This window comes from Pantoea sp. USHLN298, assembly GCF_037149395.1.
Lineage (GTDB): Bacteria > Pseudomonadota > Gammaproteobacteria > Enterobacterales > Enterobacteriaceae > Pantoea > Pantoea astica.
On sequence record NZ_JBBCRO010000002.1, the window covers coordinates 45,217 to 59,593 of the forward strand.

Consider the following 14,377-nt stretch of genomic DNA (forward strand, 5'->3'; position numbering starts at 1 on the left):
ACGCACTGATTTATGGCTGTACCCACAAATCAAAACAAACTGGTAACGTTTACACCGATTCGTTAATAGCAGAGAAAAACAACCTGGTACCGGAGAGCATCATGCATAAATTCACTAAAGCGTTCGCGGCCATCGGCCTGGCAGCGGTTATGTCACAATCCGCTATCGCCGAGACCATGAAGCTCGGTTTCTTAGTCAAGCAACCGGAGGAACCCTGGTTCCAGACCGAGTGGAAGTTCGCCGATAAAGCCGGTAAGGATTTAGGCTTTGACGTGATTAAGATTGCCGTTCCCGATGGTGAGAAAACCCTTAACGCCATCGACAGCCTGGCCGCCAATGGCGCAAAAGGCTTCGTTATCTGTACGCCCGATCCCAAACTCGGTTCCGCCATCATGGCCAAAGCGCGTGGCTACGGTCTGAAGGTGATTGCGGTCGATGACCAGTTCGTCACCGCCAAAGGCAAGCCGATGGATACCGTTCCGCTGGTGATGATGGCCGCCACCAAAATTGGTGAGCGTCAGGGTCAGGAACTCTACAAAGAGATGCAGAAGCGCGGCTGGGATGTGAAAACCACCGGCGTGATGGCAATTACCGCGAACGAACTCGACACCGCGCGTCGCCGTACCGGCGGCTCGATGGACGCGATCAAAGCCGCGGGCTTCCCGGCCGCGCAGATCTACCAGGTGCCGACCAAATCCAACGATATTCCTGGCGCATTCGATGCCGGTAACTCGCTGCTGGTGCAGCATCCGGAAGTGAAACACTGGCTGATTGTCGGCATGAACGACAACACCGTGCTGGGCGGCGTGCGCGCCACCGAAGGCCAGGGTTTCAAAGCGGCTGACGTCATCGGTATCGGCATTAACGGCGTTGATGCCATCAGCGAACTGTCGAAAGACAAAGCGACCGGCTTTTACGGCTCGCTGCTGCCAAGCCCCGATGTTCATGGCTACAAAAGTAGCCAGATGCTCTACAACTGGGTCAGCAAAGGCGAAGAGCCACCAAAATTCACCGAAGTTACCGACGTGGTGTTAATCACCCGCGACAACTTCAAGACCGAACTGGCGAAAAAAGGGCTGATGTAAACCTTGCGCGTGCCGGTGTCTGACCACACCGGCGTATCTGAGTGTCAGCCTGAATTGTTCGCGCCGCTGGCCTGCCTGCGGCGCGAAAGAGTGAGGATAAACATGAACACTGATTCAGCTTTTCTGTCGTTTCATGGCATCAGTAAAACCTTTCCTGGCGTGAAAGCGCTGCAGGATATCTCGTTCGACTGCCGCAGCGGTGAAGTCCACGCCTTAATGGGCGAAAACGGGGCGGGCAAATCAACACTGCTGAAAATTCTCAGCGGCAGCTATCAGCCAAGCGGCGGTGAGATCCGGATTAAAGGCCAGCCGATGAGCTTTCAGCGTACGACCGATGCGCTGGACGCGGGCGTCGCCATTATTTACCAGGAGCTGCATCTGGTGCCGGAAATGAGCGTGGCGGAGAACATCTACCTCGGTCAGATCCCGCACAAACATGGGCTGGTCAACCGTAAGCTGATGCGTTATGAAGCTGGCCTGCAACTGAAAAACCTCGGCATGGATATCGATCCCGATATGCCGCTGAAATACCTGTCGCTGGGTCAGTGGCAGATGGTGGAGATCGCCAAAGCGCTGGCGCGTAACGCGCGCATTATCGCCTTTGATGAACCGACCAGTTCGCTGTCGGCGCGCGAAATCGACAACCTGTTCCGCGTCATCCGCCAGCTTCGTCAGGAAGGCCGGGTGGTGCTGTATGTATCACACCGGATGGAGGAGATTTTTGCCCTAAGCGACGCCATCACGGTATTTAAAGATGGCCGCTATGTCCGGACCTTTACCGACATGGCAAATACCCATCATGACGACCTGGTGCAGGCGATGGTGGGCCGCAACCTCGGTGATATCTACGGTTATACGCCGCGTGAAAAAGGGGCTGTGCGCCTTGAGCTGGACCAGGTGGAAGCGAAGGGCGTCCGTACGCCGATTTCGCTCAAGGTCCACGCGGGTGAGATTGTCGGGCTGTTTGGTCTGGTCGGTGCCGGTCGCAGCGAACTGCTGAAAGGGCTGTTCGGCGGCACGCGCCTGCGCGGCGGCCGGGTATTGCTGGACGGTAAACCGCTGACGCTGCGCGAGCCGATCGACGCTATCCGCGCCGGTATTATGCTCTGCCCGGAAGATCGGAAAGCCGAAGGCATTATTCCGGTCCACTCGGTGCGCGACAACATCAACATCAGCGCCCGGCGTCACAACCTCACCGCGGGCTGCCTGATCAAAAACGACTGGGAAAGCCGCAACGCCGACAGCCACATCCGTTCGCTCAACATCAAAACGCCAGGCGCAGAGCAGCTGATCATGAACCTCTCCGGCGGCAACCAGCAGAAGGCGATTCTCGGTCGCTGGTTATCCGAAGAGATGAAGGTGATCCTGCTGGATGAGCCGACGCGCGGCATTGATGTTGGCGCAAAACACGAAATTTATAACCTGATTTACCAACTGGCCAGCGACGGTATCGCCGTGCTGTTCGCCTCCAGCGATCTGCCGGAAGTGATGGGGCTTGCCGATCGCATCGTGGTGATGCGTGAAGGGGCGATTGCCGGTGAAGTGCTGCATGACGACGCCACGGAGCAGCAGACGCTGAGCCTGGCAATGCCAAAAACCACACAAGCGGCCGCCGTGGCCTGACAGGAGAGCAACATGGCTTCATCCACGACCTCAAATACGCCGCCGCCAGCCTCACGCAGCGGCCTGCAGTTTGGTCGCATCTGGGACAATTTCGGCATGCTGGTGGTGTTTGCGCTGCTGTTTATTGCCTGTGCGGTGTTTGTGCCGAACTTCGGTTCCTTTATCAATATGAAAGGCCTCGGTCTGGCGATGTCGATGTCCGGCATGGTCGCCTGCGGCATGCTGTTCTGCCTGGCGTCCGGCGATTTTGACCTGTCGGTGGCGTCGGTGATTGCCTGTGCCGGCGTCGTCACGGCGGTGGTGATCAACATGACCGAAAGCCTGTGGATTGGCGTCGCCGCTGGCCTGGTGCTGGGTATGCTGACCGGCTTTATCAACGGCTTTGTGATTGCCCGGCTGAAGATCAATGCGTTGATCACCACCCTGGCGACCATGCAGATCGTGCGCGGTCTGGCCTACATCTTCTCTGACGGCAAAGCGGTTGGTATCGAAGATGAGCGCTTTTTCGCGCTGGGTTTTGCCAACTGGCTGGGCGTGCCTGCACCCATCTGGCTGACCATCGCCACCATGCTGATCTTCGGCTTTTTGCTGAACAAAACCACTTTTGGCCGCAACACGCTGGCCATTGGCGGCAACGAAGAAGCGGCGCGACTGGCCGGTGTGCCGGTGGTGCGTACCCGCATCATCATCTTCATCCTCTCCGGTCTGGTTTCTGCGGCGGCGGGCATCATTCTGGCCTCACGCATGACCAGCGGGCAGCCAATGACCTCGCTGGGTTATGAACTGGTGGTGATTTCCGCCTGCGTGCTGGGTGGCGTCTCGCTCAAGGGCGGCATCGGTAAAATTTCCTATGTGGTGGCCGGGGTGCTGATTCTCGGTACCGTTGAGAATGCGATGAATTTATTGAATATCTCGCCATTCTCACAGTATGTGGTGCGCGGTCTGATACTGTTAGCGGCGGTGATATTTGACCGCTACAAACAGAAACATAAAGCCTGATTTGGCCAGCCGTTAACCCGCAGACGCCGCACGCGTCTGCGGGTGATTCGATCAATGACAGACTGAGTGAGGACACTATGTATCACCGTGAATCCCCGGCCGGGCAGCAAAACCCCTTGCTGCCGGGTTATTCATTCAATGCCTGGCTGGTAGCCGGGCTGACGCCGATTACCGCCGACGGCCCGCTGGACTTTTTTATCGATCGTCCGCACGGCATGAAGGGTTACATCCTTAATCTCACCATTAAAGGCAAAGGACGGGTATTTGACGGCGAGCGGGCGTTTGACTGCGAGCCGGGCGAAATGCTGCTGTTTCAGCCGAAAACCGCACACTACTATGGCCGCGCGCCCGACAGCCCGCAGTGGTTTCATCGCTGGGTCTATTTCCGTCCGCGCGCTTACTGGCACGACTGGCTGCGCTGGCAGGATGAGCAGGAGGGCGTTGGCCGTCTGCTGCTGCCGGAGTCGCTGCGTGGCGAGTTTGACCGGCTGTTTGCCAGCATCGAACAGACCCATAACTCCGGCCGCCGCTTTGCCGAAGAGCTGGCGATGAACCTGCTGGAGCGGCTGTTGCTGCGGGCGGTGGAAGAAGATCCGCGCAGTCATCAGTTAATCCGTGATCCGCGGGTGATCGAAGCCTGTCAGTACGTCACTAATCATCTGGCCAGCGAAGTGAAAATTGAAGAGGTGGCGCGCCATGTCTGTCTGTCACCGTCACGGCTGGCGCATCTGTTCCGCGAGCAGATGGGGGTGAATCTGCTGCGCTGGCGCGAAGATCAGCGAGTGATCCGCGCCAAACTGCTGCTGCAAACCACCCAGGAACCGATTGCAACGGTGGGACGGGAAGTAGGCTATGACGATCAGCTCTACTTTTCCCGCGTGTTTCGTAAGCGGGTCGGTGTCAGCCCCAGTGACTTCCGTCGCCGCAATCAGGACGCCCATGACAACCTGGCCGCGCAGACCGCCTGGCCGATGACCCAGAGTGCTATCTCTTAGTTTTTTCGGGATATTCCTCCTTGTCCTGGCCTGGTTAATAGTCTTAAATCAATCAGGTTAGCAACTAAGCGCCTGGCCAGTCAGGCAATATTATTTGTCATTCTGAACCCGGGCAGTGCTCGCCATCCTCACGTACTTCCAGTACGCCCCGGTTATTCCGCGCTGTCCCGGTCCAGACTGACTGCAACAATTACGCCTGATGGGTAAGGCGCTAAGAGGAATTAAAATGAGCGATAAATTGCGTGTTGGTCTAATCGGTTACGGTTTTGCCAGCAAAACATTTCACGCCCCGCTGATTGCGGGCACCCCGGACGTTGAGCTGGCCGCGATTTCCAGTAGCGACGCCAGCAAAGTCCACGCCGACTGGCCTGCCGTTCAGGTAGTGGCCGATCCGCAGGCGCTGCTGGACGACCCCTCTCTGCACTTAATCGTTATCCCGACCCCCAACGACACTCACTTTCCGCTGGCAAAAGCGGCGCTGAATGCCGGTAAGCATGTGGTGGTCGATAAGCCCTTTACCGTGACGTTGTCACAGGCACGCGAGCTGGATGCGTTAGCCAAAGCCAAAGGGCTGCTGCTATCGGTGTTCCATAACCGCCGCTGGGACAGTGACTTCCTGACGCTGAAATCGCTGATTGAGGCCGGTACGCTGGGTGAAGTCCGCTACTTTGAGTCGCACTTTGACCGTTTCCGGCTGGAAGTGCGTAATCGCTGGCGTGAAATGAAAGGCGCCGGCAGCGGCATCTGGTACGACCTGGGGCCGCATCTGCTGGACCAGGCGCTGCAGCTGTTTGGCCCGCCGGTGGCGATCAATGTCGATCTGGCCGAGATGCGTCCTGGCGCGCAAACCACCGACTACTTCCACGCCACGCTGACCTATCCGCAGCGCCGCGTGGTGCTGCACGCCAGCATGCTGGTGGCAGCCGAGTCGCCGCGTTATACCGTTCACGGCACGCGCGGCAGCTACGTCAAATATGGTCTCGACCCGCAGGAAGATCGCCTGAAATCCGGGGATTTCCCGCCGAAAGAGGATTGGGGCTACGACATGCGCGATGGCACTCTGACGCTGGTTGACGGTGATTCACTGAAGGAAAGCAGCCAGCTGACGCAACCGGGTAACTATCCGGCTTACTATGCCGGCATCCGTGATGCGATTGCCGGTCGCGGCAGTAATCCGGTGACGGCAGAAGAGGCGATTCAGGTGATGGAACTCATCGAACTGGGTCTGCAATCCGCCGAGAAACGCCAGACGCTGTCGCTGAAGCGCGTTTAAAGGGTCAGTGCTAAACGCAATAAGTAAAAAAGCGAAACGGGCCGGATATCCGGCCCGTTATGTTTGCTGTTTTAGCGGGGAGTTCGAACCTACGAAGGGAACACGGTCAGATCGGAAAGACGCAAAAGCCGCCATCCATGGCATGCTCGGCCCGTGCCGTCCTGGCGCGGGACGCTTTCCTATTCTGACCGTGTTCCCTGCGCGTCAGGCATATGCGTGGCTGTCAGAATTGCCCTGAGTGAGTTGGAGCAGCAGAGTGACGGGCCGGTTATCCGGCCCGTTTTTTTTCGCTGACGCGACAGAATTACTGCACGCGGGCGCGAATCGCGGCTTTCTCGGCGTCGCTGAGAAACGCGATGGTGAGACCATTTTCCTGCGCCTGGCGGATCTGCGCCGCGCTCAGGCCCGCCGTAGGGGCGGCATGGTGGTACTCATGCGCCAGCTCAATGCCCTGAACGGCCGGATCGTCGGTGTTCAGGGTGGCCAGAATGCCGTGCTCAAGGAAGGCCTTCAGCGGATGCTGCGCCAGTGACGCCACGGTGCTGGTCTGAATGTTGGAGGTCAGGCAGGATTCAATCCCGATGTGGTGCTCCGCCAGGAAATCCATCAGCGCACGATCTTCAATCGCCTTCACGCCGTGGCCGATACGCTCGGCACCCAGTTCACGAATCGCCTGCCAGATGCTCTCCGGACCGGCCGCTTCACCGGCGTGTACCGTCACCCGGAAACCGGCATCGCGCGCCTGGGTAAAGTGGCTGAGGAACTCGCTGCCGGGGAAACCCAGTTCATCGCCCGCCAGATCGACGGCGGTGATGTGATCGCGATGGGCCAGCAGGCCATCCAGTTCGGCCAGGCAGGCCTCTTCGCCGAAGGTGCGGCTCATGATGCCGATCAGCCGTACATCGATATTGTGCTGCTGGCAACCGGCTCTGACGCCCTCAATCACCGCTTCGACCACGCCAGCGATCGGCAGATGGTGGCTCATTGCCATGTAGCCCGGCGAGAAACGCAGTTCCGCATAGTGAATGCCGGCACGCGCGGCATCTTCAACATTTTCCTGCGCAATACGGCGGCAGGCATCGAGATCGCCCAGCACCTTCACGCCCCAGTCGAGTTTCTGCAGAAAGCTCACCAGGTCAGGCTCGTTGTCGCCCACCTGCACATGCGGACGCAGTGTCTCCAGCGTGGTAGCGGGCAGGGCGAGATTAAACTGGCGACCTAAATCAAGAATGGTTTGTGCACGGATGTTGCCGTCGAGGTGGCGGTGAATATCGGTAAGAGGAATCGTGGTATCGATCATGGTGCACTCGCTCAGTGGTAACTAAAGTGCATAACATTATAAAAATATCTTGCGCAACAGCGCCAGCAATTTGCGCAACAACTGACGTAGATGCTGGTTAATTACCCATAACCGGCCAGCGATCGCCGCCTGGCCGGTTGATTTCAGGCAGATAAGGCGTGAAGGGCGGCAATCAAGCGGCTGACGCCATCTTCCACCTTGCTGCGTGGACAGCCCACGTTGAGCCGCAAGAACCCCTGGCCGGCGCTGCCGTAGGTTGAGCCGGGCATAATCGCCACCCGTTGCTGGATCAGCGCCTGCTGCAGCGCCTCTTCGCCAATACCAAGCGGATTAATATCGATCCAGGCGAGATAGGTGGCCTGCGGCGGCTGCCAGTTAAGTTGCGGAAACGCGGCGTTAAGCCGATCGGCAACCCAGGTCAGGTTGCCTGATAAGTAGTCGCGCAGCGCATCGAGCCACGGCGCGCCGTGCCGGTAGGCGGCGATGTGTGCGGCGACGGCAAGCACCGCCGGTGAGGAGAGCCCATCGGCATTTTTCAGCGCCTGGAACCAGGCCGCCCGGTCAGCAGCATCCGGGATGATGCCCCAGGCACCGGTCAGGCCCGGCAGGTTGAAACTTTTCGATGCCGAGGTAAACAGCGCCCAGTCGCCACGCGCCACGCGGGCCCACGGCGTATGAGGCTGGTCAGCCATCACCATATCCATATGGATTTCATCGCTGATCACCCGCACCTGATAACGCTCGCAGAGTTCAGCCATCTGCTGCAACTCATCTGCCGTCCAGACTTTGCCGGTGGGATTGTGCGGGCTGCACAGCAACAGGATTTTGCAGCGCGGACGCGCCAGCCGCGCTTCCAGCGCCGTCATATCACATTGCCAGCCTTCGGCTGTCCGCTGCAGCGGCATCTCCAGCACCTGGCGCTGGTTACCGCGCACCGTTTTATAAAAGGCATCGTAGGCGGGCGTATGGATGACCACTTCATCATCCACCTCACTCCAGTGACGGATCATCTGCGCCACCATGTAGATCACCGAGGGTCCATACACCAGCGTCTCCGGCTGCGGCTGATAATCAAAACGGCTGACCATCCAGTGACAGCAGGCGGCCAGGAAATCATCATGCTGCCAGCGGCTGTATCCGAAAACGCCATGCTCCAGGCGCTGGGCCAGCGCCTGTAACACCACCGGGGCGGTTCTGAAATCCATATCGGAAATGGTGAACGGCAGCAGATCGGGCACGCCAAAGCGATCGGCAACAAAATCCCACTGGGTAGACCAGCTGCCACGGCGATCGACCACCTCATCAAAATTAAACATATCAGCTCCCGGTGCGTTAAGCGGTGACGTTCATCAGCGTCGACAGTTCATCTTTCACCGACTGCACCTGCGGGCCGATCACCACCTGCAGGCTGGTCTGATTAAGGTGTACCACGCCAATGGCACCGTTGGCTTTCAGGGCCGCATCGTCCACTTTACTCATGTCGGCAATGGTCAGGCGCAGGCGCGTCAGGCAGTTATCCAGCGAAGTGATATTCTCCACGCCGCCCAGTGCGGACAGAATAGCCGGTGAGTTATAGCCCGACTTGCCTTTACCGGCATTGCTGACCTGCTGCGCCAGCGCGCTGGCACTCTCTACTTCGCGTCCCGGCGTTTTGATATTGAAGTGCAGAATCGCGAAACGGAAAATCAGGTAGTAACCCACAAACCAGATTGCTGCGACTACCGGCACCCAGTACCACTTAGTTGACAGGCCGTGCAGCACGCCAAACACCACGAAGTCGATGATATTGCCGTCGGTGTTACCGATGGTGACGCCGAGAATAGCCATCAGGCTAAAGCCAACGCCGGTCAACAGCGCATGGATCAGATAGAGGAACGGCGCGACGAATAAAAACAGGAACTCGATCGGTTCGGTGGTGCCGCCCACCACACAGGCCACCACGCCGGAAATCAACAGGCCTTTAATTTTGTGTCGATTTTCCGGACGGGCGCAGTGATAGATCGCCAGCGCAGCACCCGGCAGGCCACCGAGGAAGGCCGGCATTTTGCCCTGCGACAGGAAGCGGGTGGCGCTTTCAGCAAAACCGTGGGTTTCCGGACAGGCCAGCTGCGCCTGGAAAATTGTCAGGGCGCCGCTGACGCTTTTGCCGCACACCTCAAGCGTGCCGCCCGCATCGGTAAAGCGCATGATCGCCACCAGAATATGCTGCAGGCCAAACGGCAGCAGCAGGCGTTCGCCGGTACCAAAGATCATCGGACCGAAGTCGCCGGCGCTGTTGATCATCCAGCCCAGTCCGGTAATGCCGCGAGCGAAGAAAGGCCAGATCAACGGCACTACCAGTCCCAGCATACCAATCACCAGCGTGGTGATGATCGGCACAAAGCGGGTGCCGCCAAAGAAGGCCAGCGCATCCGGCAGCCGGATATTGTGAAAGCGCTCGTGCAGCCAGAACACCACGATACCGACAATCACCGCACCCAGAATGCCGGTGTCGATCGACGGGATACCGAGTATCGACTGGACGTTGTTGGCTTTCAGCACCGCGGCATCGGTGGTCGGCAGAATGCCATTCACATTGAGCCAGAAGTTGATACTAAGATTGAGCACCGCATAGCCGACGAAACCGGCAAACGCCGCCACGCCTTTATTATCGCGCGCCATCCCCAGCGGGATCGCAATGGCAAACATCACCGGTAAATAACTGAAGGCGAAGGAACCGAGTTTCGCCATCCACAGAAACAGATATTGCAGCCACGGCTGATCCAGCACCGGCAGCAGCGTCAGCACATCATGGCTGCTCAGCGAACTGCCAATGCCGAGCATGATGCCGCAGAACGAGAGCAGGGCAACCGGTAGCATAAAGGTTTTCCCCAGACTCTGGAAAAACTCCCAGACGGACATTTTTTGGCGAGGTGCGGGCATGATCTCTCCGGCAATGATGATTCACAGTGATAAAGTGCAGCGATGATAAAACGTTTTACCACGCTGATATGCGCGCTTAATCACACTATCCCGGCCAGGGCTGATATTATTTTCGGACTTTAAGGTGTAACGTTTTATCTTCTTTTCAGGCGTTTTATTCGGACAAGTAATGGCATGAGCAGAATTACCATCCATGACGTGGCTGCCGCCGCAGGCGTTTCGGTCACCACCGTCTCTCTGGTGCTCTCCGGCAAAGGGCGTATTTCTGCTGACACCATGGCGCGCGTTAATCAAACCATTGAGCAGCTTGGCTTTGTCCGTAACCGTTCGGCGACCATGCTGCGCGGCGGGCAGAGTGGGGTGATAGGCCTGATCGTGCGCGATCTCAGCCAGCCGTTTTATGCCGAAATGACCGCAGGGCTGAGCGACGCGCTGGAAAAACAGGGCAAACTGCTGTTCCTGACCCAGAGCGGCCGTCAGGGCCAGCATCTGGAGCGCTGCTTTGAGTCGCTGGTGGCGCAGGGCGTTGATGGCGTAGTGCTGGGTGGTGGTGCGGATAAAGCCAGCCAGATGGTGGCTCGCGCGCGGGAATTGCAGATCGCGCTGGTCTGCGCGGCGCGGGCCAGTAGTCTGGAAGAGGTGGATGCGATCCGTCCCGATAACGCACAGGCTGCGCGTCTCGCCACCGAATACCTGATTCGCCAGGGTCATCAGCGCATCGCCTGGCTGGGCGGCCACAGCGCCTCGTTAACCCGGGCGGAGCGTCTTGGCGGCTATTGCGCCACCCTGTTGCAGTACGGTCTGCCGTTCCGGCCGGAGTGGATTATTGAGTGCGGTAACAGCCAGAAAGAGGCGGCGGAGGCGGCGATTGAACTGTTTCAGCACCATCCGCGCTTAACCGCGGTGCTGGCCTACAACACCCCGACGGCGCTGGGATGCTATTTCGGCCTGCTGCGCACCGGGCGGACGTTCGCCCGCGGTGCGGTCGACAGTTACTATGGGCAACAGCTGGCGCTGATGGGATTTGGCGATGAACCGCAGGCGGAGCTGACCGATCCGCCACTGACCGTGGTGACCAGCTCAGCGCGGGAGATTGGTCGCGTTGCCGCCGAGCGCATCCTGCAACGGATGGCGCAACCGGACGCTGCGCGGCAGAATGTGATCATGCCGCCGCAGCTTATCATCCGCGGTTCAGCATAAAAAAAGGCGACCGGAGTCGCCTTTTTTACGGCTGCCTGAAAATTATTGCGGCATCCCTTCACTGGTCGGCATACCCAGCATATAGCGTGACATGAACTGCTCCAGCGTCATCTTGTCGCCGTTCATGTTCACCTGGCCGTTAGCGTACTGCAGGCTGGTGATGATGTTGTTATCCTGCTGCTGGGTCAGGCGGAACATCTGGCCCATAGCGGCCAGACCTTTCACCTGCTGATCGGCCAGCTTCTGTGCATCATCGCTCTGATAGCCTTCTGCCAGGCCGACTTTATGCATGGTCTCGGTCGCCATCGGCATATTGATGGTCAGCTTCGCATCCAGCGTTTTCAGTACCCGATCCACCATGCCGCTCAGGGTTTGGGGTTCGCCGGTGACGGTGGCGGGATCGTTAAAATTGGCGGTCAGATTGAAGGTGCTTTCGCCCTTATCATTCTTCCAGCTCAGCGGCGCGATGCTGATCGACGGCGTGCCTTTCAGCAGCGTCGGCAGGTTATTCATCAGGATGGTATTGACGCCCGCCTGATAGCGAATCGGATCGTCAGCCAGACCTTTCTGGTTCTGCAGATCCTGCATCTGCGCGTTATAGCGATCGGAGAAGGCTTTAACCGCCTGGGCATCAAACTGCGACAGCTTCATCTTCAGCGCCGCCTGACCAAAGTCCTGCTTCTGCAGCTGAACGCTATCGACCTTGTAATCAATATTGCCGCTGATCTTACCGGCACTGTTATCGAAAGAAGAGTTGCCGGTCATTTTGTGCAGCGTCAGGGCATCCTGGCCGTTAATGCTGGCATTAACCTTTTCAATATCCACTGACTGATCGCCAACCCGCACGCCTTCCGGACTCAGATGGGTATTACCGTTCAGCTTCAGGCCGTTAAGGGTAAACAGCACCGGCTGACCCATCTCATTTTTGCTGGTCAGCGCCAGGCTATCGACATCGCTGTCCAGCGAGACTTTATCGCCTTTGCGGTCGGCGCTGACGTTAAGCGTGCCGCCATTGGTAGCCAGACGTTCGCCGGTTTGCGCGTTCTGGTAGTCGATCGGCAGAATACGCAGTGCGGTATCGGTGGCACCACTGTAGCCAATGCGGGTATCCGCATTGATCAGCGATTTGTTTTGCGTCAGCTCAAACAGCTTCTTCACCGCATCGGTATTTGCCAGTTCAGTGTGCACCGACGCCATGCTCGGGATCAGATTGACGTGTTTCAGCTGCGCAAACGGGAAAGGACCATGATCGATGGTTTCATTCAGAATGACGCTCTGGCCCGGTTTCAGCAGGGCGTTATCTTCGGTCTGTGAGCTGGCCTGGATCACCAGGTTAGCTTTGCTGCTGAAGATACCGCGCTGGTAATCCTGATAGCTGATCTTCAGTCGACTGTTAGGTGCATAAGCATTCAGCTGGGTATTGGCATTCTGCACCAGCTGGTCCATGTGGCTTTCCAGTTGCTTGCCGGTGAACCATGCTGCGCCGGTCCAGATTACGCCCAGCGCGATGATCACGCCCACGGCAACGTTGGTCTTTTTCATTGCTGATTCGTCCTTATCCTTGAGTCCGCTTACGCCGCAGGTTACCCCGACGACTGAAGAAAAAACGCCCGCAGGCGTTTTAAATGCTAATAGGTTGAAATAATAGCAGTTAACCGCAGGTCCGTCAGCCGTATCACCCTAACTGGTTAAACACCCGCGCCAGCCGGCCGGTTCCGGCGACCGTAACCGGTGCTTCACTGGCGGCGATAAAGCAGGATTCGCCCGGTTGCAGCGTCAGTTGTTGCTGATCTTTCGCCACCACCGCCTGGCCCTCAATGCAGAACAGCAGCGCCGCGCTCGACTGATTCAGCGTCTGCGGCTGTGCGCTCAGGGTGTGAATAGCAAAGGCGAAATCATCGACCGGAATCGGGAAGTTCAGGCTATGACCCTGCTGTTCCGGCTGCGTCAGCAGCGCGCTGGCGGGCTTCTCCTCAAATTTGAGGTTGGCCATCAGCTCAGGAATATCAATATATTTTGGCGTTAGCCCCGCGCGCAGCACGTTATCGGAGTTCGCCATCACTTCCAGCGCCACGCCTTTCAGGTAGGCGTGTGGCGTTTCAGCATACAGGAACATCGCTTCGCCCGGTTGCAGGGTAATCACGTTCAGCAGCAGCGGTGAAAACAGGCCGCTGTCGTCCGGGTAGTCCGCCGCGATCGTGCTGATGGTCTGCCAGGGTTCGCCCTGCTGGCCGTTAAGCACCGATTTCAGCAGGTCCAGCGCCAGCGATTTTGCCTCACCTTCCAGCGACAGCAGGGTGGAGAACAGGGTGGCCAGGTTATCCCGATCGGGATGCTGCAAAAAATGGGCAATCTGCGGATGCGCACCGGCGACCGGCTGAAGCAGCGACACCATTTCACTCAGCGGGCGGAAGCCGTTCATCGCCTGAAACGGCGTCAGGGCATAGACCAGTTCCGGCTTATGGTTGGCATCTTTATAGTTGCGTTCGGCGGCTGTCAGGGGAATGGCGGCGGCATTTTCACGGGCAAAACCCGCTTCAGCGGCGCTTTTGCTGGGATGAACCTGAATCGACAGCGGCTGATCGGCGCACAGCACCTTGAACAGGAAAGGCAGTTCACCGAAGCGCTCTGCCACGGCAGCGCCGAGGGTTGCGGTCGGATTGGCCTCGATCACCTCGCGCAGCGAACGCGGCATGCCGTGGTCGTCAACGGTTGACGGACTTTTGGGGTGCGCCCCCATCCACAGCTCCGCCATCGGCAATCCCTGCGGATTGGCAATGCCGTAGAGTTCAGTTAACGCCGTTTTGCTGCCCCACGCGTAATTCTGCAGCGAATTGTTCATTTTTTGCATCATTAAACCCTTTATCACGGGATGTTATTGGCGCTATTAAAGCAGAAAGTGCCAGGGAAAATACATATCAAGCGCAAAAGGACGCTAAGCTCTCATAATGTTAAATTATTGTATGTCATTATCTTGCCC

General features: G+C 58.0%; 11 protein-coding genes. 6 read left to right on the plus strand and 5 right to left on the minus strand.

Going from position 1 to position 14,377, the window contains the following annotated elements:
• Window positions 1–101: 101 nt before the first annotated feature.
• The 5 genes from WFK59_RS04885 to WFK59_RS04905 all read left to right on the plus strand — a co-directional run bounded on the left by WFK59_RS04885 (window position 102) and on the right by WFK59_RS04905 (window position 5,975).
• Window positions 102–1,085, plus strand: a complete 984-nt coding sequence (locus WFK59_RS04885; protein WP_312056167.1) for an arabinose ABC transporter substrate-binding protein — start codon at window positions 102–104, stop codon at window positions 1,083–1,085.
• A gap of 102 nt (window positions 1,086–1,187) precedes the next feature.
• Window positions 1,188–2,708, plus strand: a complete 1,521-nt coding sequence (gene araG / locus WFK59_RS04890) for an L-arabinose ABC transporter ATP-binding protein AraG (RefSeq protein ID WP_336755162.1) — start codon at window positions 1,188–1,190, stop codon at window positions 2,706–2,708.
• Window positions 2,709–2,720: 12 nt separating this feature from the next.
• Complete coding sequence (gene araH / locus WFK59_RS04895; RefSeq protein WP_031377613.1) at window positions 2,721–3,707, plus strand: L-arabinose ABC transporter permease AraH; 987 nt, start codon at window positions 2,721–2,723, stop codon at window positions 3,705–3,707.
• Window positions 3,708–3,784: 77 nt separating this feature from the next.
• Window positions 3,785–4,702, plus strand: a complete 918-nt coding sequence (gene araC / locus WFK59_RS04900; RefSeq protein WP_094121553.1) for an arabinose operon transcriptional regulator AraC — start codon at window positions 3,785–3,787, stop codon at window positions 4,700–4,702.
• 226 nt (window positions 4,703–4,928) lie between these two features.
• Window positions 4,929–5,975, plus strand: a complete 1,047-nt coding sequence (locus WFK59_RS04905; RefSeq protein ID WP_233984393.1) for an oxidoreductase — start codon at window positions 4,929–4,931, stop codon at window positions 5,973–5,975.
• A 304-nt stretch (window positions 5,976–6,279) separates the two neighbouring features.
• Here WFK59_RS04905 and add read toward each other — a convergent pair whose 3' ends face one another.
• From add to malX, 3 genes are all read right to left on the minus strand, one after another.
• Window positions 6,280–7,275 (minus strand): adenosine deaminase, encoded by a 996-nt coding sequence (gene add / locus WFK59_RS04910; RefSeq protein ID WP_336755163.1) that lies wholly within the window; start codon window positions 7,273–7,275, stop codon window positions 6,280–6,282.
• 143 nt (window positions 7,276–7,418) lie between these two features.
• Window positions 7,419–8,591: a MalY/PatB family protein gene (locus WFK59_RS04915; RefSeq protein WP_336755164.1), complete on the minus strand. Its 1,173-nt coding sequence runs from the start codon at window positions 8,589–8,591 to the stop codon at window positions 7,419–7,421.
• 16 nt (window positions 8,592–8,607) lie between these two features.
• Window positions 8,608–10,197: a maltose/glucose-specific PTS transporter subunit IIBC gene (gene malX, locus WFK59_RS04920; RefSeq protein ID WP_233984390.1), complete on the minus strand. Its 1,590-nt coding sequence runs from the start codon at window positions 10,195–10,197 to the stop codon at window positions 8,608–8,610.
• Between the two features lie 174 nt (window positions 10,198–10,371).
• Here malX and malI point away from each other — a divergent pair, with 174 nt between their 5' ends.
• On the plus strand, window positions 10,372–11,397 hold the full coding sequence (gene malI / locus WFK59_RS04925) for a Mal regulon transcriptional regulator MalI (protein WP_233984389.1): 1,026 nt from the start codon (window positions 10,372–10,374) through the stop codon (window positions 11,395–11,397).
• A 42-nt stretch (window positions 11,398–11,439) separates the two neighbouring features.
• On the opposite strand, the gene WFK59_RS04930 is transcribed toward malI, so the two are convergent.
• Window positions 11,440–12,939 (minus strand): YdgA family protein, encoded by a 1,500-nt coding sequence (locus WFK59_RS04930; protein ID WP_233984388.1) that lies wholly within the window; start codon window positions 12,937–12,939, stop codon window positions 11,440–11,442.
• Between the two features lie 133 nt (window positions 12,940–13,072).
• Window positions 13,073–14,248 (minus strand): mannose-6-phosphate isomerase, encoded by a 1,176-nt coding sequence (gene manA / locus WFK59_RS04935; RefSeq protein ID WP_336755166.1) that lies wholly within the window; start codon window positions 14,246–14,248, stop codon window positions 13,073–13,075.
• Window positions 14,249–14,377: the final 129 nt, after the last annotated feature.